The 24,619-nt window shown below is 41.3% G+C and carries 15 protein-coding genes, 22 tRNA genes and 3 rRNA genes; 5 read left to right on the top strand and 35 right to left on the bottom strand.

The window, feature by feature from the left end:
• Positions 1–26 precede the first annotated feature (26 nt).
• A complete protein-coding gene (gene cspD / locus AB1280_RS21035) occupies positions 27–227 on the bottom strand; it encodes a cold-shock protein CspD (protein ID WP_035432508.1) in 201 nt (66 codons plus the stop codon).
• A 290-nt stretch (positions 228–517) separates the two neighbouring features.
• On the opposite strand from cspD, the gene AB1280_RS21030 reads away from it, so the two are divergent.
• Together AB1280_RS21030 and AB1280_RS21025 are read left to right on the top strand one after the other, a co-directional pair.
• Positions 518–1,300, top strand: a complete 783-nt coding sequence (locus AB1280_RS21030) for a TIGR00266 family protein (RefSeq protein WP_272188716.1) — start codon at positions 518–520, stop codon at positions 1,298–1,300.
• A gap of 71 nt (positions 1,301–1,371) precedes the next feature.
• The gene (locus AB1280_RS21025; RefSeq protein WP_429756869.1) at positions 1,372–2,118 is read left to right on the top strand and encodes a lipase family protein; all 747 of its coding nucleotides are present in this window, start codon (positions 1,372–1,374) and stop codon (positions 2,116–2,118) included.
• Between the two features lie 248 nt (positions 2,119–2,366).
• Here AB1280_RS21025 and AB1280_RS21020 read toward each other — a convergent pair whose 3' ends face one another.
• The 31 genes from AB1280_RS21020 to AB1280_RS20870 form a co-directional block, all read right to left on the bottom strand.
• The gene (locus tag AB1280_RS21020; RefSeq protein ID WP_429757383.1) at positions 2,367–4,775 is read right to left on the bottom strand and encodes a glycogen/starch/alpha-glucan phosphorylase; all 2,409 of its coding nucleotides are present in this window, start codon (positions 4,773–4,775) and stop codon (positions 2,367–2,369) included.
• 64 nt (positions 4,776–4,839) lie between these two features.
• On the bottom strand, positions 4,840–6,336 hold the full coding sequence (gene glgA / locus AB1280_RS21015) for a glycogen synthase GlgA (RefSeq protein ID WP_429756868.1): 1,497 nt from the start codon (positions 6,334–6,336) through the stop codon (positions 4,840–4,842).
• Positions 6,337–6,420: 84 nt separating this feature from the next.
• Positions 6,421–7,449 (bottom strand): sugar phosphate nucleotidyltransferase, encoded by a 1,029-nt coding sequence (locus tag AB1280_RS21010; RefSeq protein WP_272188719.1) that lies wholly within the window; start codon positions 7,447–7,449, stop codon positions 6,421–6,423.
• 167 nt (positions 7,450–7,616) lie between these two features.
• A complete protein-coding gene (locus AB1280_RS21005; RefSeq protein WP_272188720.1) occupies positions 7,617–8,747 on the bottom strand; it encodes a glucose-1-phosphate adenylyltransferase in 1,131 nt (376 codons plus the stop codon).
• Positions 8,695–10,602, bottom strand: coding sequence for a 1,4-alpha-glucan branching protein GlgB (gene glgB / locus AB1280_RS21000; protein WP_429757382.1), 1,908 nt, complete (start codon positions 10,600–10,602; stop codon positions 8,695–8,697). The genes AB1280_RS21005 and glgB overlap by 53 nt, the downstream gene beginning before the upstream one ends.
• 353 nt (positions 10,603–10,955) lie before the next feature.
• On the bottom strand, positions 10,956–11,900 hold the full coding sequence (locus AB1280_RS20995; RefSeq protein WP_429756867.1) for an L-lactate dehydrogenase: 945 nt from the start codon (positions 11,898–11,900) through the stop codon (positions 10,956–10,958).
• A gap of 504 nt (positions 11,901–12,404) precedes the next feature.
• Positions 12,405–12,476, bottom strand: a tRNA-Glu gene (locus AB1280_RS20990).
• A 6-nt stretch (positions 12,477–12,482) separates the two neighbouring features.
• Positions 12,483–12,573: transfer RNA gene (locus tag AB1280_RS20985), tRNA-Ser, on the bottom strand.
• 8 nt (positions 12,574–12,581) lie between these two features.
• Positions 12,582–12,656 (bottom strand) — tRNA-Asn (locus tag AB1280_RS20980).
• Positions 12,657–12,659: 3 nt separating this feature from the next.
• Positions 12,660–12,736 (bottom strand) — tRNA-Ile (locus AB1280_RS20975).
• A gap of 7 nt (positions 12,737–12,743) precedes the next feature.
• Positions 12,744–12,814, bottom strand: a tRNA-Gly gene (locus AB1280_RS20970).
• Between the two features lie 7 nt (positions 12,815–12,821).
• Positions 12,822–12,897: transfer RNA gene (locus AB1280_RS20965), tRNA-Lys, on the bottom strand.
• 9 nt (positions 12,898–12,906) lie between these two features.
• Positions 12,907–12,982 (bottom strand) — tRNA-Thr (locus AB1280_RS20960).
• A gap of 15 nt (positions 12,983–12,997) precedes the next feature.
• Positions 12,998–13,073: transfer RNA gene (locus tag AB1280_RS20955), tRNA-Phe, on the bottom strand.
• A 10-nt stretch (positions 13,074–13,083) separates the two neighbouring features.
• Positions 13,084–13,159: transfer RNA gene (locus AB1280_RS20950), tRNA-Asp, on the bottom strand.
• A 2-nt stretch (positions 13,160–13,161) separates the two neighbouring features.
• A tRNA-Met gene (locus AB1280_RS20945) sits at positions 13,162–13,238 on the bottom strand.
• Between the two features lie 28 nt (positions 13,239–13,266).
• Positions 13,267–13,359, bottom strand: a tRNA-Ser gene (locus AB1280_RS20940).
• A 17-nt stretch (positions 13,360–13,376) separates the two neighbouring features.
• Positions 13,377–13,453 (bottom strand) — tRNA-Ile (locus AB1280_RS20935).
• Positions 13,454–13,457: 4 nt separating this feature from the next.
• Positions 13,458–13,534 (bottom strand) — tRNA-Met (locus AB1280_RS20930).
• A gap of 15 nt (positions 13,535–13,549) precedes the next feature.
• A tRNA-Ala gene (locus AB1280_RS20925) sits at positions 13,550–13,622 on the bottom strand.
• 15 nt (positions 13,623–13,637) lie between these two features.
• Positions 13,638–13,711: transfer RNA gene (locus AB1280_RS20920), tRNA-Pro, on the bottom strand.
• A gap of 9 nt (positions 13,712–13,720) precedes the next feature.
• Positions 13,721–13,794 (bottom strand) — tRNA-Arg (locus AB1280_RS20915).
• Positions 13,795–13,797: 3 nt separating this feature from the next.
• A tRNA-Leu gene (locus tag AB1280_RS20910) sits at positions 13,798–13,886 on the bottom strand.
• A gap of 16 nt (positions 13,887–13,902) precedes the next feature.
• A tRNA-Gly gene (locus tag AB1280_RS20905) sits at positions 13,903–13,977 on the bottom strand.
• A 29-nt stretch (positions 13,978–14,006) separates the two neighbouring features.
• Positions 14,007–14,087 (bottom strand) — tRNA-Leu (locus tag AB1280_RS20900).
• 16 nt (positions 14,088–14,103) lie between these two features.
• Positions 14,104–14,179 (bottom strand) — tRNA-His (locus tag AB1280_RS20895).
• Between the two features lie 8 nt (positions 14,180–14,187).
• Positions 14,188–14,263, bottom strand: a tRNA-Thr gene (locus AB1280_RS20890).
• A gap of 7 nt (positions 14,264–14,270) precedes the next feature.
• Positions 14,271–14,346: transfer RNA gene (locus AB1280_RS20885), tRNA-Val, on the bottom strand.
• A 4-nt stretch (positions 14,347–14,350) separates the two neighbouring features.
• Positions 14,351–14,466: ribosomal RNA gene (rrf, locus tag AB1280_RS20880) — 5S ribosomal RNA — on the bottom strand.
• A gap of 102 nt (positions 14,467–14,568) precedes the next feature.
• A 23S ribosomal RNA gene (locus tag AB1280_RS20875) occupies positions 14,569–17,491 on the bottom strand.
• A 137-nt stretch (positions 17,492–17,628) separates the two neighbouring features.
• A 16S ribosomal RNA gene (locus tag AB1280_RS20870) occupies positions 17,629–19,179 on the bottom strand.
• The 16S, 23S and 5S rRNA genes sit together here with 22 tRNA genes alongside, the layout of an rRNA operon.
• Before the next feature lie 323 nt (positions 19,180–19,502).
• On the opposite strand from AB1280_RS20870, the gene AB1280_RS20865 reads away from it, so the two are divergent.
• Positions 19,503–20,189 carry an MgtC/SapB family protein gene (locus tag AB1280_RS20865; protein ID WP_429756866.1) on the top strand — a complete coding sequence of 229 codons (687 nt, stop codon included), beginning with the start codon at positions 19,503–19,505 and terminating at the stop codon, positions 20,187–20,189.
• Positions 20,190–20,324: 135 nt separating this feature from the next.
• The gene (locus tag AB1280_RS20860; RefSeq protein WP_429756865.1) at positions 20,325–21,320 is read left to right on the top strand and encodes a potassium channel family protein; all 996 of its coding nucleotides are present in this window, start codon (positions 20,325–20,327) and stop codon (positions 21,318–21,320) included.
• Here AB1280_RS20860 and AB1280_RS20855 read toward each other — a convergent pair.
• The gene (locus AB1280_RS20855) at positions 21,310–21,720 is read right to left on the bottom strand and encodes a YugN-like family protein (RefSeq protein WP_429756864.1); all 411 of its coding nucleotides are present in this window, start codon (positions 21,718–21,720) and stop codon (positions 21,310–21,312) included. The genes AB1280_RS20860 and AB1280_RS20855 overlap by 11 nt on opposite strands.
• Before the next feature lie 261 nt (positions 21,721–21,981).
• The gene (locus AB1280_RS20850; protein ID WP_429756863.1) at positions 21,982–23,334 is read right to left on the bottom strand and encodes a glucose-6-phosphate isomerase; all 1,353 of its coding nucleotides are present in this window, start codon (positions 23,332–23,334) and stop codon (positions 21,982–21,984) included.
• A 261-nt stretch (positions 23,335–23,595) separates the two neighbouring features.
• Between AB1280_RS20850 and AB1280_RS20845 the strand changes: the two genes are divergently transcribed.
• Positions 23,596–23,829 (top strand): DUF378 domain-containing protein, encoded by a 234-nt coding sequence (locus AB1280_RS20845; RefSeq protein WP_035433268.1) that lies wholly within the window; start codon positions 23,596–23,598, stop codon positions 23,827–23,829.
• Between the two features lie 322 nt (positions 23,830–24,151).
• On the opposite strand, the gene yugI is transcribed toward AB1280_RS20845, so the two are convergent.
• Entirely contained in the window at positions 24,152–24,496 is a 345-nt protein-coding gene (gene yugI, locus AB1280_RS20840; RefSeq protein WP_272191397.1) for a S1 domain-containing post-transcriptional regulator GSP13, read from the bottom strand.
• Between the last annotated feature and the right edge of the window lie 123 nt (positions 24,497–24,619).

The raw sequence follows: 24,619 nt of genomic DNA, 5'->3' as shown, positions 1-24,619 counted from the left end.
ATAAGGAATGTTTCTTTTTGCTGTCATTACTTTTTAGTAACGTTAGCAGCTTGAGGTCCACGGTTACCTTCAACGATTTCGAAAGAAACTTCTTGACCTTCTTCTAAAGTTTTGAAGCCTTCGCCTTGAATTGCAGAGAAATGTACGAATACATCTTCGCCACCTTCAACTTCGATGAAACCGAAACCTTTTTCGCCGTTAAACCATTTTACTTTTCCTGTTTGCATTGCATGTACCTCCTAAAATAAAAAAGAAATCTATCTATTGGAAACTACATACAAAGGTCGAGATAAACATCATGATTTTCTCACAAGCTAACGCTTTGAAACGAACACGCTTTATTTCCGTACCACATTATGCAGCTCAATAGTTCTTTTACTATATCATGCCCGAAATAAAACGTCAAACAAAACAGGGATATCTCGCTTAAATTTTTACAAAACTTGTATTTTATATTTGGAAATATTTCGGTACAATATAGATGTATTAATACATATTTATTATTTGAGGTGAAACGATGAAAGCACATGAAATCGAATACAAATTATATGGCGATGATATGCAATTTGTTGAAATTGAATTAGATCCAGAGGAGAGCGTAGTCGCTGAAGCCGGCGCTATGATGATGATGGAAGACAATATTGAAATGGAAACCGTATTTGGTGACGGTTCTGCCCAAACAGGTGGATTTTTCGGTAAGCTTGTTGGGGCTGGAAAGCGCCTTGTGACAGGTGAAAGTATGTTTATGACTGTATTTACAAATACAGGATATGAAAAACGTCACGTCTCATTTGCAGCTCCGTACCCTGGAAAAATTGTTCCTGTGGACTTAACGAGATATCAAGGAAAAATAATCTGTCAAAAAGATTCTTTCCTATGCGCTGCAAAAGGTGTTTCTATCGGCATTGAATTTACAAAAAAACTTGGTAGCGGCTTCTTCGGCGGTGAAGGATTTATTATGCAAAAGCTTGAAGGTGACGGCCTTGCGTTCATGCATGCTGGCGGAACCGTTTATCAACGTGATTTAAAGCCAGGAGAAAAATTACGAATTGATACAGGGTGCCTTGTTGCTATGACAAAAGATGTTGACTATGATATTCAATTTGTTGGGAATGTGAAAAGCGCTATCTTTGGCGGCGAAGGTCTATTCTTCGCAACATTACAAGGCCCTGGAACAGTTTGGGTTCAATCCTTAACATTAAGCCGCTTAGCACAGCGCATCGTGGGGCCAGGAGCAAAAACTTCTGGTGAAGGTAGCATTCTTGGCGGGATTGGCCGCATGATTGATGGAAGCGAATGATCTTGTAAAAGAATGAAACATATATCCTCCTCATATATTGAATTATACTTCATCATGAGGAGGATTTTTCTATGCCAACTTCCGTATCCTTTCATAAGGATACCGCTGTATTGTTAGCTACATGCTGTGAATTAACATATGAGCAATATAACCAAAATGGCATTTTTACTATTCCGAAAGGCTTCCGGTATGTACAAGGCTTTCAAGCAACCGCTATTCAAACAACAGCATGGTTCGGATTCATTTTAGAGTCAGATGACCAAATTATTGTAGCCTTTCGCGGAACACAGTCAGACCGTGATTGGATTGCTGATTCTATCGTTCAACAAAAACCGTATCCCTTTACTGCAAATAGCGGAAATGTTCATAGTGGTTTTCTTTCTATTTATGAATCATGCCGAGATACAATTATGGATACCCTTGTTTCCTTACCTTCCTCGAAAGCTCTTTTCGTTACGGGACATAGTTTAGGCGGAGCCCTTGCTACATTGCATATACTAGATGCTCGTGTAAACACTTCATTCCCTCATTACACGCTCTACAATTTCGGCTCTCCCAAAGTCGGTGATATCGCCTTTCGAAATTATTATAAAATGCAAGTTGCCAATAGCTTTCGTTTCGTAAATTTATTTGATGTTGTTCCACTGCTTCCTCCCCGTAAAGTGCAATTTGAACAAAATGAATGGGAATATTCCCATACCCATCGCAGTATGACATTTACCAAAAATATGCATTCTTTTATAAAAAATCATCACATTACAACATATAAAATGGCAATTTCGACCCATTTTCAAAGGGATGCGTTGGAAGAATTGTAGCAATCTTTTATACTTATTTACGATGGACACGGTATATTATATACAGCGTTCTATTCCATTTCTGTGGTAAAGTAAAACGACTTGGAATTTTCCAAGTCGTTTTTTTGCCGAACAACATCGAAGAGTCTTTATCCCGCTATCCGCGGGCAGTAAAGGCTGGAGAAAAGCAAAGAAGATAACTGCCCGTAAAAACCCGATTGAGCGGGCTAACCCTCAATGAGAAAAGCGTCACTAATGGAAGTTTCACTTCATCTCGCTCTCATCTCTTCTGTGATTCTCCAAATATCATGACTGTACTGCAAAATTGTTCGATCACTTGCAAAATGGCCAGATTTCGCAATGTTCATCGTACTAATTTCCAACCATTTTTTTCGGTTTTCATATGTTTCTCCAATTTTTTCTTGTATATCTGCATATGGTGCAAAATCTCTGAGAACAAAATATTCGTCATTTTGAATAAGAAAAGAATCAAAAATAGCTTCAAACTCATCGCCTGCATCTTCAAAAAAGCCATTTGTTAGCTGATTGACAACTTTTTGAATGCGCATATCATGATGATAATAATCGCTAGCACGATATCCACCATTTTGGTAATAATGCAGTACTTCCTCGGCTGTTAAACCGAAAATAAAAATAGCATCATTTCCAACAGCCTCTTTAATTTCAACATTCGCACCGTCTAATGTACCTAGTGTCACCGCGCCGTTCATCATAAATTTCATATTTCCAGTTCCCGATGCTTCTTTACTTGCAGTTGAAATTTGTTCACTCACATCTGCGGCCGGAAAAATATCTTCAGCAAGTGAAACACGATAGTTTTCTAGAAAGATAACTTTCATATATTGATTGACATACGGATCATCATTTACTTTTCGCGCCAATTCATTTATAAGTTTAATAATCTTTTTCGCATAATAATACCCTGGCGATGCCTTTGCCCCAAAAATAAATGTACGCGGATAAAAGGAAAAACTAGCATCTTCTTTTAACCGATTGTACAAATATAAAATATGCAGTACATTTAACAACTGCCGCTTATAAGCGTGCAGACGTTTTACTTGTACGTCAAAAATGGAATATGGATCGACAACAATACCAGTTTGTTTTTCAATGCGTTTCATTAACAATTCTTTTCGCACTTGTTTTACATTATGAAGTGACTCCTGGAACGCTGCATCGTACTTATAATATCCTAAAGATTGCAGCTGATCCGGTTCTTTCATCCAATCCGTTCCAATCGTGTCACAAATTAATTTCGATAGCTGCGGATTTGCCTTTAATAACCAGCGCCGATGAGTAATTCCATTTGTCTTATTGTTAAACTTCTCTGGATAAAACTCATAAAACAATCGCATTTCTCGCTGCTTTAATATTTCCGTATGAATTTTCGCAACACCATTTACACTATGACTCCCCACAATCGCCAAATGCGCCATTTTCACAAGCCCATGAGCGATAATCGCCATGTTTTCGATGCGATTCCAATCATACGAATAGCGGTCCCATATCTCATGACAAAAGCGCTCATTAATTTCTTGGACAATCATATAAATGCGTGGTAATAACGGTTCGAAAATATGAATCGGCCATTTTTCTAACGCTTCTGATAAGGTTGTATGGTTTGTATAAGAAATCGTATGTGTTGTAACGTACCACGCATCTTCCCAGCTCATCTTTTCCTCATCAAGCAAAATGCGCATTAATTCTGGAATTGCTAAAACTGGATGCGTATCGTTAATATGAATAGCAATTTTCTCATGCAGATTACGAAGCGTGCCATTTTGTTCCCGGTGCAACCGCACAATATTTTGTAAGCTAGCTGATACAAGAAAATACTGCTGTTTCAAACGAAGTATTTTCCCTTCATCATGCGTATCATCTGGATATAAGAACTCCGAGACTGCTTCTGTTTCCCGTTTATATTTTAATACATCCTTGCAGTTCGGCGGAAAGGGAACAGGCTCTGCACTCCAAAGGCGCAGTGTATTGACAGTACTTGTCTCATACCCGACAACAGGTACATCATACGGTACAGCCATAATCGTTTCCGCATTAATATGCCGAAACTCAAGACGCCCACCAGACTGAAATGTATCAACTTGTCCCCAAAAATTAACTTCCACCGCCTGGTCATGTCTTCGCACTTCCCAAACATTCCCGTGCCGCAGCCACTGCTCCGGCAGCTCAATTTGATAACCATCCACAATTTTTTGATCAAACAAACCGTGCTTATAACGAATCCCGCACCCGTGTCCTGGTAAATTTAACGAAGCAAGCGAATCAAGAAAACAAGCAGCTAAACGACCGAGGCCGCCATTTCCGAGGCCAGCATCCGCTTCCATTTCCTCGAGATCTTGCAAATAAATCCCAAGTTCTTCTAATCCTCGTTCACATACATCGCGGATTCCTAAATTTAATATATTACTTCCTAACAACCGCCCTAATAAAAACTCAATAGATAAATAATACATTTGCTTCTGAATATCTGTCCGGTACCGTTCATTCGTCCCAATCCAGCGCTGACTAATATATTCACGTACCATATGACCGAGCGTATTATATTGATCTTGCACAGTCGAATCTTTAAAACTTTTTCCATACATTGTTTCTAGCTTTTCTAAAAACGCAGCTTTAAAATTCTCTGTATTTGAGAACAACTTTCTCACCTCTTCCAAAGTGAAACTTCCAGCAATGGTTTTTCCACTGCTGGTTGGCTCTATCCTACTTGTTTACAGAAAAAACCGGTTGCTTCTGATTATCTTCCTCATTCGTTTCTGGTTCTTCATTTGAACCTGATAAACTTTCATATAGCTCTTTATATCTTTGGGCAGACTGCTTCCAGCTATAATCCTTCGTCATCGCACGTTTCATAAGAGACTGCCATACCTTTTTGTCGTGATAATAATGCAGGGCACGCTGCACTGTATGCAGCATATCGTGCGCATTAAAGTTCGTAAAACTAAAACCATTCCCTTCATTTGTAGCTTCATTATACGATTGAACCGTATCGTTTAAACCGCCTGTTTCCCGTACAATTGGAATTGCTCCGTACATAAGAGCAATGAGCTGTCCAAGACCACATGGTTCAAATAAAGATGGCATTAAAAATAAATCAGCCCCAGCATATACTTGATGTGCCAGTTCCTCATGAAACCCAATATATACTTTCACTTTATCTGGGTATTCATATGCCATTTGTTCAAAAAACTGTTCATATTCTTTATCGCCCGATCCAAGTACAATAAATTGCACATCTTCTCGCATGATTTCATGAAAAATATGACGTACTAAATCTAATCCTTTTTGCTTCGTTAAACGTGTAACCATTGCAATAATTGGTGCATTTTCTTTTTCTGGTAATCCAAAATAACGCTGCAGAGCACGTTTATTCTCTCTTTTTTTATAGAGTGAATTTGCATCATACATTGCTGCTATCGTTTCATCATTCTTTGGGTTGTACAAAACATCATCAATTCCATTTACAATCCCAACAAGTTTATCGTTATATTTACGCAATAAACCATCTAATTTCTCTCCGAAAAACGAATATTGAATTTCTTCTTTATATGTCGGACTTACTGCTGTAATGATATCAGAGGCAATAATTCCGCCTTTCATAAAGTTAATGTTTCCGTAAAACTCAAGTTGTTCACTATGAAAATACTCATCACCAAGCTCTAATAAGTCATGCATAACAATGCGCGGGAACACACCTTGAAACTGCAAATTATGAATCGTAAAAACCGTCTTTATCTTTTCGTATAATGGTTGTTCACGATATTTTTCCCGCAGTAAAAAGTTTGTCATCGCTGTATGCCAATCGTGGCAATGCAGAACATCCACTTCAAAGTCTAAATGCGGAATACACTCTAATACGGCCTTTGAGAAAAATGAAAAACGTTCGCCATCATCATAATGACCATATATGGAATCACGTTTAAAATAATACTCATTGTCGATAAAGTAATACGTAATTCCTTCTTGTTCCAATTTCAAAATACCACAATATTGATTACGCCAGCCAAGCTGAACCGTAATCACTTTATGAAGCACACATTTGTTTCTTATATGCTCCGGAATTAAACTATAATATGGAAGCATAACGCGCACGTTCATCCCAAGTTTTTGTAACGCCTTTGGGAGTGCTCCAGCTACATCTGCTAATCCACCCGATTTAATAAATGGTACGCACTCTGATACTGCAAATAAAATATTCACTGTAATTGTCTCTCCGCAATAGCTAGGCATAGGTAAAACATTTACCTATGCCTAGCATGCAGATTCCTCCTCTCAATTCTGATCTTACTGTATTGTTACATTACTGCTTTGAATTTTTCCTTTCTCTACAACAAATGGATCACTTGAACCTGTTAATATTGTTCCATCTTCAATCTTTACATCCTTATCAAGGATTACACCATCTAGTATACAATTCTCTCCAATTTGGCTCTTTTGCATAATAATACTATTACGAACGATAGAACCTTTTCCAATCTTTACGGAACGAAAGACAACGCTATTTTCCACTTCCCCTTCAATAATGCTGCCGTTAGCAATCATCGCATTATGTACCCTTGCCTCTTTTCCGTACCTTGTTGGCGGCTCATCCTTTACTTTCGTAAAAATTGGTGCTTCTTTCTGAAAGATTTGCTTCCAAATGTGCGGCTGCAATATTTCTAAACTATGCTTATAGTAACTTTCAATTGAATCTATAACCGCCACATAACCAGTATGTTCATAACTTTCCATGCGTAATGAAGTGTCTCGTTTTTCTTTAACAATATCAAGTAAGCTATAATAGCCCATATCTTGGTACGTCTCAAACAAATGTAATAATAACTCCTTCTTTAGTACATACGTCTGAAGCGACTTCCCACGGTGACATACTTCCGTTATATGTGCGTTTGTATGTAAATGACGCTCTAATACAGCTTGGAAATCAAGCGCTGTTACAACATGACTATTTGTAATAACAACATATTCTTGCTTACTACGCAAAAAGTAGTCAATATGTCTGCTAAAATGAGCAAATGAGCCAAACTCATCTTGATCACATTGGCGATTTGGAGGAAATAAAAATAAGCCGTCGCGTTTCCGATCTAAATCCCACTGTTTCCCTGAACCGAGATGATCCATGAGCGAACGATTTTTATGACTTGTGAAAATAGCTACACTATGAATATGAGAATTTACCATATTAGAAAGCATAAAATCTATTAAACGGTAACGTCCGCCAAACGGCAATACCGCCAACGATCGATGATTTGTTACTTGCTGTAGTGATGGGAAATTCTCTGTCGCATTAATAATTCCTAACATTGATTCTCTCACTCATCTCATCCCCTTTTCGTCACGCTCTAACAGAAAGTAAAATAATCGTCCATACAAAATTAAATTGTTTCCAATAACCACTTCTATGCATGGCTAGATGCTCTTGCCCACCTAAAAAGAAAGGGGGGGTATTCAGTCTTTTTTACTTGTATAACAAACGTCTCACTTTATATTTCCTCTGCAATTAACACAACGTCTTCTATATTTTTTTCTGGACGAATAATCGTTCCATCTTCAATTACCATCCCTGGCGCAACAATAGCACGCTCAATCACGACATTCTTTCCAACCTTAGCATCTGGCATAATAACTGAATCGACAATTCTGCTTCCTTCCTCTATAATTACCCCTTGAAACAATACAGAATGCTGCACATTCCCTTCAACAACACAACCTTCATTAATTAACGATTCTTCCACTTCTGCTGATGGTGCAATATATTGCGGCGGCTGATTCGGATTTACAGAACAAATTCTCCAATCAAGATCATATAAATTAAGCGATGAATCTTCCTGAAGTAGATCCATATTTGCCTCCCATAAACTCTTCACTGTTCCAACATCTTTCCAATACCCGCTAAATGGGTACGCAACAAGCTTTTTACCTTCATCTAGTAAAAGTGGAATCACATCTTTCCCAAAGTCATTACTAGATTCTGGATTTCTTGCATCCATTTCTAAATACTCTTTTAAGATAGCCCAATTAAAAATATAAATTCCCATTGAAGCTAGGTTGCTTTTTGGAAATTGCGGCTTTTCTTCAAATTCAATAATCTCCATCTCTTCATTCGTATTCATAATGCCAAAGCGGCTCGCTTCATCCCAAGGTACTTCAATAACAGAAATAGAGACATCAGCTTCTCGTTCCACGTGATAATCGAGCATTTTGGCATAGTCCATCTTATAAATATGATCTCCAGACAAAATAAGAACATGTTCTGGTTCATACTGCTTTAAATAGTTTAAATTTTGATAAATGGCACTTGCCGTTCCTGTATACCATTTCACACCTGAAGACTCCGCATAAGGAGGAAGTACAGTAACCCCTCCATTTACACGGTCTAAATCCCATGCATCTCCAATGCCGATATAACTATGCAACTCTAACGGCTGGTATTGTGTTAAAATCCCGACTGTTTCGATACCAGAATTTGCACAGTTACTTAAAGTAAAATCAATAATGCGATATTTCCCCCCAAATGGAACAGCTGGCTTAGCTAGATTTTTTGTTAATGCACTTAGACGACTACCTTTTCCCCCTGCTAATAACATTGCTACGCACTTCTGCTTTTGAACCATCTTGTTTGCTACTCCCCTTTCGTGTTTTCACTGGCCGTAAAATTGAAATTCCAAATGGTGGTATTGTCATTTCGACATGTGCAAGCTGATTATGATAAGGTTCCATAATCGACTTTAATCGCTTCTTATTCATTTTTCCCGAACCGCCGTATGTAGAACTATCGCTATTTAAAATTTCGTTATAATAGCGAAATGCCGGTACGCCAACTTTATAGTTTTCGTACACCGCGCTTGTAAAGTTGCAAATGACAACGAGAACATCCTCTTCTCTTTCACCTTGGCGAATAAACGAAAAAACACTTTGCTCACGGTTATCCGCATCAATCCACTGAAAGCCTTTCGGTGTATGGTCAAGCTGCCAAAGCGGCTTGGAGCGCTTATACAATGCTATGAGCTCCTTGAAATAATCATGCATACAATTATGCATCTCAAAATCATGTAAACTCCAATCTAAATTTTCAAGGTCTTTCCATTCATCAAATTGTCCAAACTCACCGCCCATAAAGAGCAGTTTCTTCCCTGGATGTGTAAATAAATAGCCGTACAATAAACGAAGCTGCGCGAACTTGGACCAATAATCACCCGGCATTTTATTTAACAGCGACTTCTTCCCATGTACAACCTCATCATGCGATAAAGGTAAAATAAAATTCTCTGAATACGCGTACAGCAGCGAGAATGTTACTTTGTCATGAATGTATTTCCGATACTCCGGCGCACATTCCATATATTTTAAAATGTCATTCATCCAGCCCATATTCCACTTATAATTAAAGCCAAGTCCACCTTCATAAGTCGGGGCTGTTACGAGCGGCCATGCCGTTGAATCTTCCGCAGTCATTAAGAAAGTTGGATCCTCTGCAAATACAGCTTCATTTAACTTTTGCAAGAACGCTACTGCATGTTCGTTGCTTTCCTGTTCTCCATTTCGCTCCCAATACAACATGTTCGCAACCGCATCCACACGAAAACCGTCAATATGATAAAACTTCATCCAAAACAGCGCATTTGAAATAAGAAAATTTTGCACTTCTTGTTTTCCTAAATCAAAATTCACTGTTCCCCATACACGATTTTCTTGCACATCAAGATCTTTATATTCATACGTCGGCTCTCCATCAAACAAATAAAGCCCATGAGCATCTTTACAAAAATGTCCTGGTACCCAATCTAAAATGACACCGATCCCATATTTGTGACATTCATCGACAAAATACATAAAATCTTGTGGTGTTCCGTATCTACTTGTCGGTGCATAATACCCCGTTCCTTGATATCCCCAAGAACGATCATATGGGTGTTCAACGAGCGGCATAATTTCAACATGAGTAAATTGATGCTCCGCTACATAAGGAATAAGCTCATCTGCCATTTCTCTATACGAATAAAAAGACCCATCTTCTTTCTTTTTCCAAGAACCAAAGTGAAGCTCATAAATGGCTAATGGTTCATTATAGATTGGCTTTCGTTTCTTTTTTTGAAACCATTTCTGGTCTTTCCATTTATATCCTTTTATATCATAAACAACGGATGCCGTATTTGGCCGAACTTCAGCACACATTGCATACGGATCAGCTTTTAAAATCGTATGCCCTTCTCGTGTTTGAATTGCATACTTGTATAATTCGTGCTGAGGAATATTCGGTATAAATAAAGACCAAATCCCTTTCTCTGTCACTCGTATCATTTCATGGATCTCGCTATTCCACTCATTAAAATCTCCTACAATACTCACAGCTTGTGCATGAGGTGCCCATACGGAAAAACGTGTGCCTTCCATTCCATTTTCCATCGTCAAATGAGCACCAAGAATATCGTAGCTATCATAAAACTTTTCTTCATGGAACAATAACATGTCTTTCACATTACACTTTGTCTCAATCACTATGTTCACCTCACAAGATGACAGAATTTTAAATACGTTATTACTATTCTTCGGTAAATTGAAATATCCTTGCGAATTTCTAAAAAATATTCGCTTTTTTATAGAAATCCATGATAATTTCATGAAATTTAACCGAATAATATCGAATTTTGACGAATATTCATTGTAAGCGTTTTATTTTAAAATAATTTTTTCAATGGATAAGATAAGGAATTTATCACTATATTGTTATTACTTTCCATTAAAGTAATACATAAAAAAACCCCTTCCGGCAAAGGGGTGAAATACAGGGGAGGCCGGAAAGGGATTTTATACAATTTGGATTATAGCACTGGTGCCATAGTTTCTTTTAGCACTTTTACAGAATGATCAAATTTCAATTCTTCTTCTGCATTTAATTCAAGCTCTACAACTTCTCGAACACCTTGACGGTTGATAACTGCTGGAACACCTACGTAAACATCTCTTTGTCCGTATTGTCCTTCAAGATATGCAGATACTGTCAATACGCTGTTCTCGTTGTTTAAGATCGCTTTAGTTATACGTAATAGTGACATACCGATACCGTAGTAAGTTGAACCTTTACGTTGAATAATATGGTAAGCAGCATCGCGTACATTTGCAAAGATTTCATCTAAATCACTTTGTTTATACTGCTCATTGTTCGCTAAGATTGTTTCTATCTTTTGTACACCGATAGAAGCATGGCTCCATACAGGAAGCTCTGTGTCACCATGTTCACCAATAATATACGCATGCACGTTACGTGGGTCTATATCTAAGTACTCACCTAACATATAACGGAAGCGAGCAGAGTCTAAAGTTGTACCAGAACCGATTACGCGCTCTTTTGGTAATCCAGATTCTTTCCAAGTTACATAAGTTAAAATGTCCACTGGGTTAGTTGCGATTAAGAAGATACCATCAAATCCGCTATCCATAATACCGCGAACGATTTGTTTAAAGATTTTTGTATTCTTCTCAACTAAATCTAAGCGAGTTTCACCTGGCTTTTGTGGTAATCCAGCAGTGATAACAACAAGATCTGCATCTTTACAATCTGCATAGCTACCTTTCCAAACTTTTGTTGGAGCTAGAGCGAATGGAACAGCGTGGCTTAAGTCCATTGCTTCGCCTTCTGCTTTTGCTTCGTTTACATCAACAAGAACAAACTCTTCAACTACACCTTGGTTAATCATAGAATATGCATAGCTGCAACCTACAGCTCCTGTTCCTACTAATACTACGCGGTTGATACCTTTTTTCATGGTAAAATCCCCTCTCTATTTTCTAATATCATTATTAGCATTGTCATTTAAGTAAAAAATTAAAATACTGATTTTATATTGTTTAACTTCCTTACATACATATTGTAGCACGTTTCTTTGTGAATATATTCACGTTTTTTGACCTATTTGTGAACTTTTTCACAGATAGGAGAAAGTTATAATACCAAGCATGGAATCAACTTCAATGGTAGCGTTTTCTTTAGATTGTGAAAAGTAAAATATATACTATTAAACTTATTTTTAATAAAATATAAAACCATCGAATACAAAGAAAAGTTAGAATATCCTTTTCTCTTTATAATTTGCAGTAGTCCTCAGCAACCTTTATGGCTCCATTTCATTTCTGCAAATCAAAAATTATTCCTTTAATAACTACGCCAAAGATTCTCACTTTTGTTCGCCATATTATTAGTCTTTCTTAAATACGAAAAAAAATCTCTAAAATGCAAAAAAAGATAGCAGAATCTGCTATCTTTTTTAATATGACCCGTACGGGATTCGAACCCGTGTTACCGCCGTGAAAGGGCGGTGTCTTAACCACTTGACCAACGGGCCAATTTCTGGCAGAGAAGAAGGGATTCGAACCCTCGCACCGCTTACGCGATCTACTCCCTTAGCAGGGGAGCCCCTTGAGCCACTTGGGTACTTCTCTATATTATATGGCTCCGCAGGTAGGACTCGAACCTACGACCGATCGGTTAACAGCCGATAGCTCTACCACTGAGCTACTGCGGAATATGGTGGGCCTAAATGGACTCGAACCATCGACCTCACGCTTATCAGGCGTGCGCTCTAACCAGCTGAGCTATAGGCCCTAGAAAAAGCGGGTGAAGAGAATCGAACTCTCGACCAGAGCTTGGAAGGCTCTTGTTTTACCACTAAACTACACCCGCATAAAAATGGTGAGCCATGAAGGACTCGAACCTTCGACCCTCTGATTAAAAGTCAGATGCTCTACCAACTGAGCTAATGGCTCATTTTGAAATGGTGCCGGCTAGAGGACTTGAACCCCCAACCTACTGATTACAAGTCAGTTGCTCTACCAATTGAGCTAAGCCGGCTTGCATATTTCAAAATGGTGGCTCGGGACGGAATCGAACCGCCGACACGAGGATTTTCAGTCCTCTGCTCTACCGACTGAGCTACCGAGCCTTAATATAAATGGCGGTCCCGACCGGGGTCGAACCGGCGATCTCCTGCGTGACAGGCAGGCATGTTAACCACTACACCACGGGACCATTGGTTGCGGGGACAGGATTTGAACCTGCGACCTTCGGGTTATGAGCCCGACGAGCTACCAGACTGCTCCACCCCGCGATGATATAATATTCTTTTAAATAAAAAATGGAGGAGGTAGAGGGATTCGAACCCCCGCGCGACTCTCGCCGCCTGTCGGTTTTCAAGACCGATCCCTTCAGCCGAACTTGGGTATACCTCCATATATAAAAACTTGAGTGGTGGACCTTGTAGGACTCGAACCTACGACCGGACGGTTATGAGCCGTCTGCTCTAACCAGCTGAGCTAAAGGTCCTTTATGGTAGCGGCGGAGGGGATCGAACCCCCGACCTCACGGGTATGAACCGTACGCTCTAGCCAGCTGAGCTACACCGCCATAAAGAATTATAAGTGGAGCCTAGCGGGATCGAACCGCTGACCTCCTGCGTGCAAGGCAGGCGCTCTCCCAGCTGAGCTAAGGCCCCATTGTTTTAAAGCTATCGGGAAGACAGGATTCGAACCTGCGACCCCCTGGTCCCAAACCAGGTGCTCTACCAAGCTGAGCCACTTCCCGTTAATAAAGCGCGCCCGAGAGGACTCGAACCCCTAACCTTTTGATCCGTAGTCAAACGCTCTATCCAATTGAGCTACGGGCGCATATGGTGCCGAGGGCGGGGGTCGAACCCGCACGGTGGTCACCCACCGCAGGATTTTAAGTCCTGTGCGTCTGCCTGTTCCGCCACCCCGGCATGTCATATTGAAAACTGGAGCGGAAGACGGGATTCGAACCCGCGACCCCAACCTTGGCAAGGTTGTATTCTACCACTGAACTACTTCCGCAAGACATGTATGAGTTATTTTACTGAAAGTGCGGGTGAAGGGAGTCGAACCCCCACGCCAAAGGCGCCAGATCCTAAGTCTGGTGCGTCTGCCAATTCCGCCACACCCGCATATTATTTTTAAAAATGGGGCGACTGATGGGAATCGAACCCACGAGTGTCGGAGCCACAATCCGATGCGTTAACCACTTCGCCACAGCCGCCATAATCCTGGTGCCGGCTAGAGGACTTGAACCCCCAACCTACTGATTACAAGTCAGTTGCTCTACCAATTGAGCTAAGCCGGCATTTATATGGTGGAGGATGACGGGATCGAACCGCCGACCCCCTGCTTGTAAGGCAGGTGCTCTCCCAGCTGAGCTAATCCTCCATTTGCCTGGCAACGTCCTACTCTCACAGGGACAAAGTCCCAACTACCATCGGCGCTAGAGAGCTTAACTTCCGTGTTCGGTATGGGAACGGGTGTGACCTCTCTGCCATCATTACCAGACTATATTCATTTGAGACAATCATTATTATACTTGATTGACTCAAAAAGTCAACAAGTTTTTTTATGTTCTCTCAAAACTAGATAACACTTGCTTCATATTATATGGTTAAGTCCTCGATCTATTAGTATTCGTCAGCTCCACGTGTCACCACGCTTCCACCTCGAACCTATCAACCTGATCATCTTTCAGGGATCTTACTAGCTTAACGCTATGGGAAATCTCATCTTGAGGGGGGCTTCATGCTTAGATGCTTTCAGCACTTATCCCTTCCGCACATAGCTACCCAGCTATGCCCTTGGCAGAACAACTGGTACACCAGCGGTGCGTCCATCCCGGTCCTCTCGTACTAAGGACAGCTCCTCTCAAATTTCCTACGCCCACGACGGATAGGGACCGAACTGTCTCACGACGTTCTGAACCCAGCTCGCGTACCGCTTTAATGGGCGAACAGCCCAACCCTTGGGACCGACTACAGCCCCAGGATGCGATGAGCCGACATCGAGGTGCCAAACCTCCCCGTCGATGTGGACTCTTGGGGGAGATAAGCCTGTTATCCCCGGGGTAGCTTTTATCCGTTGAGCGATGGCCCTTCCATGCGGAACCACCGGATCACTAAGCCCGACTTTCGTCCCTGCTCGACTTGTAGGTCTCGCAGTCAAGCTCCCTTATGCCTTTGCACTCTACGAATGATTTCCAACCATTCTGAGGGAACCTTTGGGCGCCTCCGTTACTTTTTAGGAGGCGACCGCCCCAGTCAAACTGCCCACCTGACACTGTCTCCCGGGTCGATAAGACCCGTAGGTTAGAATTTCAATACAGCCAGGGCGGTATCCCACCAGCGCCTCCACCGAAGCTAGCGCTCCGGCTTCAAAGGCTCCCGCCTATCCTGTACAAGCTGTACCAAAATTCAATATCAGGCTACAGTAAAGCTCCACGGGGTCTTTCCGTCCTGTCGCGGGTAACCTGCATCTTCACAGGTACTATAATTTCACCGAGTCTCTGGTTGAGACAGTGCCCAAATCGTTACACCTTTCGTGCGGGTCGGAACTTACCCGACAAGGAATTTCGCTACCTTAGGACCGTTATAGTTACGGCCGCCGTTTACTGGGGCTTCAGTTCAGAGCTTCGCTTGCGCTAACCCCTCTCCTTAACCTTCCAGCACCGGGCAGGTGTCAGCCCCTATACTTCGCCTTACGGCTTCGCAGAGACCTGTGTTTTTGCTAAACAGTCGCTTGGGCCTATTCACTGCGGCTTTCCGTTAAGAAAGCACCCCTTCTCCCGAAGTTACGGGGTCATTTTGCCGAGTTCCTTAACCAGAGTTCTCTCGCACACCTTAGGATTCTCTCCTCGCCTACCTGTGTCGGTTTGCGGTACAGGCACCTTTTATCTCGCTAGAAGCTTTTCTTGGCAGCGGGGAATCAAAGACTTCGCTCCATAAGGAGCTTCCCCATCACAGCTCAGCCTTCACGGTAAGCGGATTTGCCTACTTACCAGCCTAACTGCTTGGACGTGCACAACCAATCGCACGCTTCTTCTATCCTTCTGCGTCCCTCCATTGCTCAAACGATAAAGAGGTGGTACAGGAATATCAACCTGTTGTCCATCGCCTACGCCTGTCGGCCTCGGCTTAGGTCCTGACTAACCCTGAGCGGACGAGCCTTCCTCAGGAAACCTTAGGCATTCGGTGGACGGGATTCTCACCCGTCTTTCGCTACTCATACCGGCATTCTCACTTCTAAGCGCTCCACCAGTCCTTACGATCTGACTTCACAGCACTTAGAACGCTCCCCTACCACTGATACCATAGGTATCAATCCGCAGCTTCGGTGGTGTATTTAGCCCCGGTACATTTTCGGCGCAGAGTCACTCGACTAGTGAGCTATTACGCACTCTTTAAATGGTGGCTGCTTCTAAGCCAACATCCTAGTTGTCTAAGCAACTCCACATCCTTTTCCACTTAATACACACTTTGGGACCTTAGCTGGCGGTCTGGGCTGTTTCCCTTTTGACTACGGATCTTATCACTCGCAGTCTGACTCCTAAGGATAAGTCATTGGCATTCGGAGTTTGACTGAATTCGGTAATCCGATGGGGACCCCTAGTCCAATCAGTGCTCTACCTCCAAGACTCTTACACTTAAGGCTAGCCCTAAAGCTATTTCGGGGAGAACCAGCTATCTCCAGGTTCGATTGGAATTTCTCCGCTACCCACACCTCATCCCCGCACTTTTCAACGTGCGTGGGTTCGGGCCTCCATTCAGTGTTACCTGAACTTCACCCTGGACATGGGTAGATCACCTGGTTTCGGGTCTACGACCACGTACTAAACGCCCTATTCAGACTCGCTTTCGCTACGGCTCCGCCTCTTCAGCTTAACCTCGCACGGGATCGTAACTCGCCGGTTCATTCTACAAAAGGCACGCCATCACCCGTTAACGGGCTCTGACTATTTGTAGGCACACGGTTTCAGGATCTCTTTCACTCCCCTTCCGGGGTGCTTTTCACCTTTCCCTCACGGTACTGGTTCACTATCGATCACTAGGTAGTATTTAGCCTTGGGAGATGGTCCTCCCGGATTCCGACGGAATTTCACGTGTTCCGCCGTACTCAGGATACATTCAAGAGGGAACGAAGTTTCAACTACAGGGTTGTTACCTTCTATGACGAGCCTTTCCAGGCTGCTTCGTCTACCTCGTTCCTTTGTAACTCCGTATAGAATGTCCTACAACCCCAAGAGGCAAGCCTCTTGGTTTGGGCTAGATTCCGTTTCGCTCGCCGCTACTCAGGAAATCGCATTTGCTTTCTCTTCCTCCAGGTACTTAGATGTTTCAGTTCCCTGGGTCTGTCTTCTTTACCCTATGTATTCAGATAAAGATACCATACTATTACGTATGGTGGGTTTCCCCATTCGGAAATCTCCGGATCAAAGCTTACTTACAGCTCCCCGAAGCATATCGGTGTTAGTCCCGTCCTTCATCGACTCCTAGTGTCAAGGCATCCACCGTGCGCCCTTTCTAACTTAACCAAAATTAAAAAAATATGAGCTACACTGTTATCTAGTTTTCAAAGAACATATATTTTCGAGAGATAGTTCTCTCAAAACTGAACAAAACGAAACACGGAAACTTATATTGATGAACAGCGTTCATCAATTCTCCATAGAAAGGAGGTGATCCAGCCGCACCTTCCGATACGGCTACCTTGTTACGACTTCACCCCAATCATCTGTCCCACCTTAGGCGGCTGGCTCCAAAAGGTTACCCCACCGACTTCGGGTGTTACAAACTCTCGTGGTGTGACGGGCGGTGTGTACAAGGCCCGGGAACGTATTCACCGCGGCATGCTGATCCGCGATTACTAGCGATTCCAGCTTCATGTAGGCGAGTTGCAGCCTACAATCCGAACTGAGAACGGTTTTATGAGATTAGCTCCACCTCGCGGTCTTGCGACTCTTTGTACCGTCCATTGTAGCACGTGTGTAGCCCAGGTCATAAGGGGCATGATGATTTGACGTCATCCCCACCTTCCTCCGGTTTGTCACCGGCAGTCACCTTAGAGTGCCCAACTTAATGATGGCAACTAAGATCAAGGGTTGCGCTCGTTGCGGGACTTAACCCAACATCTCACGACACGAGCTGACGACAACCATGCACCACCTGTCACTCTGCCCCCGAAGGGGAAGCCCTATCTCTAGGGTTGTCAGAGGATGTCAAGACCTGGTAAGGTTCTTCGCGTTGCTTCGAATTAAACCACATGCTCCACCGCTTGTGCGGGCCCCCGTCAATTCCTTTGAGTTTCAGCCTTGCGGCCGTACTCCCCAGGCGGAGTGCTTAATGCGTTAACTTCAGCACTAAAGGGCGGAAACCCTCTAACACTTAGCACTCATCGTTTACGGCGTGGACTACCAGGGTATCTAATCCTGTTTGCTCCCCACGCTTTCGCGCCTCAGTGTCAGTTACAGACCAGAAAGTCGCCTTCGCCACTGGTGTTCCTCCATATCTCTACGCATTTCACCGCTACACATGGAATTCCACTTTCCTCTTCTGCACTCAAGTCTCCCAGTTTCCAATGACCCTCCACGGTTGAGCCGTGGGCTTTCACATCAGACTTAAGAAACCACCTGCGCGCGCTTTACGCCCAATAATTCCGGATAACGCTTGCCACCTACGTATTACCGCGGCTGCTGGCACGTAGTTAGCCGTGGCTTTCTGGTTAGGTACCGTCAAGGTGCCAGCTTATTCAACTAGCACTTGTTCTTCCCTAACAACAGAACTTTACGACCCGAAAGCCTTCATCGTTCACGCGGCGTTGCTCCGTCAGACTTTCGTCCATTGCGGAAGATTCCCTACTGCTGCCTCCCGTAGGAGTCTGGGCCGTGTCTCAGTCCCAGTGTGGCCGATCACCCTCTCAGGTCGGCTACGCATCGTCGCCTTGGTGAGCCGTTACCTCACCAACTAGCTAATGCGCCGCAGGTCCATCTATAAGTGACAGCCGAAGCCGCCTTTCAATTTCGCACCATGCGGTGCAAAATGTTATCCGGTATTAGCCCCGGTTTCCCGGAGTTATCCCAGTCTTATAGGCAGGTTACCTACGTGTTACTCACCCGTCCGCCGCTAACTTCTTAAGAGCAAGCTCTTAATCGGTTCGCTCGACTTGCATGTATTAGGCACGCCGCCAGCGTTCATCCTGAGCCAGGATCAAACTCTCCAATAAAGTTTGTCTAGCATCATAAATAAAAATTGACGTTTCACGTTGTTTGTTTCGTTCAGTTTTCAAAGAACTTATCCATCGCTCAATTGCGACTTCCTCATGTTAACATCTTTGTTTTTTGATGTCAACTACGTTTTTTTATTTCTTTTTTGTCTGCTTTCTGCTTTCGTGCATCAGCGACGTTTATTAATATAGCATGATGATTTTCAAAACGCAACACCCTTTTTCAATATTTTTTATAAAAAGTGTCCAACTTTCCTTTTTTGTACCATATACTGAAAATATCAGTTCATCTATTACACCAAATGACGGGGGAGGAAGACAAATTGGAACACTTCGATTTATTACTTAAGATAGGCCTCTCTGCTATTTTAGGATTTGCAATTGGTTTAGAACGTGAACTAAAACGAAAACCACTAGGTTTAAAAACTTGCTTAGTTATTTCTATTATTAGTTGTTTACTTACCGTTGTTTCAATTGAAGCAGCCTATAATTTACCGAACTCTATCTCAAACAGAATTACTATGGACCCCCTCCGTTTAGCAGCTCAAGTTGTATCGGGAATTGGTTTTTTAGGAGCGGGAGTTATTTTACGTAGAGGTAACGATAGCATCGCAGGCTTAACTACTGCTGCCATGATTTGGGGAGCATCAGGAATTGGCATCGCAGTGGGAGCCGGTTTTTATTTAGAAGCTATTTCTGGTATGTGTTTCCTTATGATTAGCGTAGAACTTATTCCTTTTGTTATGAATATTTTAGGCCCAAAATCCCTCAGGCAGCGCGAAATTGCGGTAAACCTCGTCGTAAATGGTATGGAAAATATCCCCACCGTCATCGAAGACATAAAAAAAATGAATATAAAAGTTAAAAATATGAAACTTAAAACACTAGAAAATGGAGCTCATTTTCTGCAAATGAAACTATCTGTTGATCAAAAAATACGTACAGCTAATGTATACTATGCAATTCAACAGCTTAATAGCGTTCAACAAACCGAAGTGGAAAGCATCTGACAACTCCCTCACTCATGAGGGGGTTTTTCTTTTTTTCATAATGGCAACAATATAAAGTGAAACTTTAATCAGTGGAGGTTTTACTATCCACTAATAGCGGGATAACTATTAGTGATGCGGGAGGAGCTACAAACGTTGAATGCAAGAAGTAGTATTTTGGATACATTTCGCAATTCTATTATTTTACGGCTGGTCACCTTAATCGGCTTATTCATTCTCTTCTTTGGATTTCTTATTCACAAATTAGAACCCATTCACTTTCGAACATGGTTCGATGGTATATGGTGGGCACTAGTCACAACATTCACTGTTGGATACGGTGATTACGTTCCTCATAGTATACAAGGAAGAATACTCGCAATTATTCTCATTTTATTAGGAACTGGATTCGGTTCTTATTATATGGTATCTTTCGCTACCGAAATGATTAGTAAACAATATATGAAAATAAAAGGTGAAGAGGCGGCCTCTTGCCATAAACATATGATTGTTGTCGGCTGGAACGAACGTGTGAAACATGTAGTAAGTCAAATGCGTGTATTACAACCAAATCTTGATATTGTTCTCATAGATGAAACACTCCCTCTACTGCCGAAGTCATTTCATCATCTACAATTTATTAAAGGTTGTCCTCATCATGATCAGATTTTACTTAAAGCAAATATTCATACTGCGCATACTATTTTAATTACAGCTGACAAAGAAAAAAGCGAGAGCTCTGCTGATACACACTCTATTTTAACCATCTTAACAGCGAAAGGATTAAACCCAAATATATATTGTATCGTTGAAATGTTAACTTCCGATCAAATTCATAATGCGAAACGAGCAGGTGCAACAGAAATTATTGAAGGAAATAAATTAACGAGTTATGTATTTGCTGCTTCCTTATTATTCCCTTCGATTTCAGAAGTACTATTTACAATTTACAATGAAATCACTGCGGATAAATTACAACTCTTGCATATTCCTGAGCAATATGATGGTGAAACATTCGAATATTGTAACTGCGCTTTATTAAAACAAAATATACTCTTACTTGGCCTCCAACGTGACGGACACTATCATATAAACCCGACTCATTCCTTTACTCTGAAAAAAAATGATTTACTGATTGTAATTAAACATTAAGAAGATATGCTTCTAATTCTCGAACTAATGCTTTCCCAACATCAATATATTTTGCTTGAATATCTCCGTCTGGATCTTTCGGTTCTGCAAACTGATCAAAAGACGTCATCCCAGCTGTAAGTGTATTCACTTCATCATCTAATTCGTCTTGATACACATGTGACAGAAGGTACGGTGTATCAAGACGAACGATAACTCCATTTACATCCAACTCTCCTTCAATGGCTGTAAACGGCAATCGTAAAAATTGATACCCTTCCTCTTCATCTATTTTATAATCGAAACATCCCTTCTCATAATCCCAATTCCCACCTATTGTATAGCCCAGCGGCTTTAATGTTTCTTCCAATTTGAAAAGGGCAAATATCTGTCCTTCTAGCTTCGAATGAATCTGAATCAAATGGATCATCCTTTCTAGATTTTTTTTAGCATACCCAATTCGCACTCCATATATTGGCGTTTTTTTCAATATATCAGCGATTCGACGCACATTCATCTCAAAAAAAGCTGTTGGGATTATCCCAACAGCTCCGCTTTTCTTATTGTCTAGCTCCAGCGGCTAGAATGATCGGTGGCTTCGCGCCTTCCTGCGAGGCAGAAAACGCCTCTACGTCAGGAGCTCCATCCACCTCCCATTCTAAACGAGCCGCTTCCGCTTTTCTTATTTCAAACGTTCTTCTAATTCTGCTTTTAGTTCTTCGAATCCTGGTTTTCCAAGCAATGCAAACATGTTTTTCTTGTATGCTTCTACACCTGGTTGGTCAAATGGATTTACGCCTAGTAGGTAGCCGCTCATCGCACATGCCTTTTCGAAGAAGTATACAAGATAACCAAATGTATACTCATTTAGTTCTGGAATGTTTACGATTAAGTTTGGTACGCCGCCATCGCTATGTGCAAGTAATGTTCCTTCGTATGCTTTCGTGTTAACGAAGTCTACTGTTTCACCAGCAAGGTAGTTTAATCCATCTAAATCGTTCTCATCTAATTCAATTTTTAGTTCATGTGTAGATTTTCCTACTTTTAGAACTGTTTCAAATAGGTCACGGCGTCCTTCTTGAATGTATTGACCTAAAGAATGAAGATCAGTTGAGAAGTTTGCGGAAGATGGGAAAATACCTTTTTGATCTTTTCCTTCACTCTCACCAAATAATTGTTTCCACCATTCAGCAAAATATTGAAGTGCTGGTTCATAGTTCACAAGCATTTCAATTGTTTTTCCTTTATTGTATAAAGCATTACGTACAACTGCATATTGGTAAGCTGGATTTTCTTCAAGCTCTGATTTTGCAAAATCATCATGACCTGCAGCTGCCCCTTGCATCATTTCTTCGATATTTAAACCACTTACAGCAATCGGTAATAAACCAACTGGTGTTAATACAGAGAAACGGCCACCAACATCATCTGGAATCACGAATGTTTCGTAGCCTTCTTCGTTAGCTAATGTTTTTAAAGCACCGCGCGCTTTATCTGTTGTTGCATAAATACGTTTACGCGCCTCTTCTTTTCCGTATTTCTCTTCTAATAATTTACGGAAAATACGGAATGCAATTGCAGGTTCTGTTGTTGTACCTGATTTAGAAATAACATTAATTGAGAAGTCTTTATCTTCTAATACATCCATCAAATCTTTCATGTAAGTGGAGCTAATGTTTTGTCCAACAAATAGCACTTGTGGCGTTTTGCGCTGTTCTTTAGATAGCGTATTGTAGAAAGAATGATTTAACATTTCAATCGCTGCTCGTGCTCCTAAGTAAGAACCACCAATACCAATAACAAGTAAAATGTCGGAGTCATTTTTAATCTTCTCCGCAGACTTTTGAATGCGAGAAAATTCTTCTTTATCGTAGGCAAGAGGAAGTTCTACCCAACCTAAGAAATCGTTCCCTGCTCCTGTTTTTTCATGAATTGCATGGTGTGATACTTTTACCATATCACGTAAGTATGTTAGCTCGTGTTCACTAATGAACGATAATGCTTTTGAATAATCAAACGTTACATGTGTGCTCATTTTTTTGCCTCCAATACAGTATGTATATGTATTTCTGTCTTCACTTTAGCGAAACCACCGTTGTAAATCAAGCGAACTACAAATTGTAAGCGTACCCAATTTGTTTTTTTTACAAAATCGTCATATCTCTTGTTTTTCCGATAAGAAATTTAATTTTTTTGTATAAGAAGGGCAAAAGGTATCCATTCTATAAAAGAAGCTTGATTAAGCGAGTAAACTTCGCTCATTCGCGCTTCATCATTTAAGGAGGGACTGCTTAAGATGAGTACATTACAACGCATCGCTTTAGTATTTACGATTATCGGCGCAGTAAACTGGGGACTCATTGGCTTCTTTCAATTCGATTTAGTAGCAGCTATCTTCGGCGGACAAGATACAGCACTTGCTCGAATTATCTACGGTATCGTAGGTATTTCAGGTTTAATTAACCTTGGTTTATTATTTAAACCTTCTGAAGAGCTTGGGACACACCCAGAAGCACGTCAAGTTCGATAACTCCATTATAAAACACATATCTCCGCTTGTTTTAAAAACAAGCGGAGATTATGATGCTTCACTACCTTCCGACATACGAACGTTTCTTTATTCTGATTACAAGCGAAGTAAAGTGAAACTAGCCATCAGTAACGCTTTTCTCACCGGTATTTAGTTTCACCAATCGGGCATTTACAGACAGTTATCCCCCCTATATTTTTCACTTCTCTCCAAACCTTGAGGTGGGGGTCTTACTGCCCGTTGATGCGGGATAAAAGAAACGTTTGATTATTTTATATCATAATGTAACACGAATAAAAGCAGGGAGCATGGCCCCCTGCTTTTATTTTGTAATTTGTGATTCTTCAATCCACTCTGTTAACTTGTCTCGCAATGTGTTAAATCCATTTGCAGACGGATTTGGAATACGTACTTTCCCTTGTTTTCGTTTGGCAGCCTTCAATGACAAACTCATTTTTCCGTTCTTCTCATCAACTGAAAGTACCTTTACTTCCACTTCGTCTCCAACTTTTAAAAAATCATGAATATCTTTTACATATCCATTTGTAATTTCAGATATGTGCACAAGCCCTTGTGTTTCTCCATCTAATGCAACGAATGCTCCGTAATCTTGAATCCCTGTTACTTTTCCCTTCACAACCACTCCAGTTGTATAGTTATTTAACATAAGAAACACTCCCATATGTTTACCTTTTGTATTAGTAAATTATACCACCTAGTTGACTTTCATTCAAAATTCATGAAAAAAATTCCTTTTACATGTATAAATCTTCAAATATGGGGATAAAAT

This window comes from Bacillus sp. S10(2024), assembly GCF_050473865.1.
GTDB lineage: Bacteria > Bacillota > Bacilli > Bacillales > Bacillaceae_G > Bacillus_A.
This window is presented reverse-complemented; position numbering and strand designations above follow the sequence as displayed.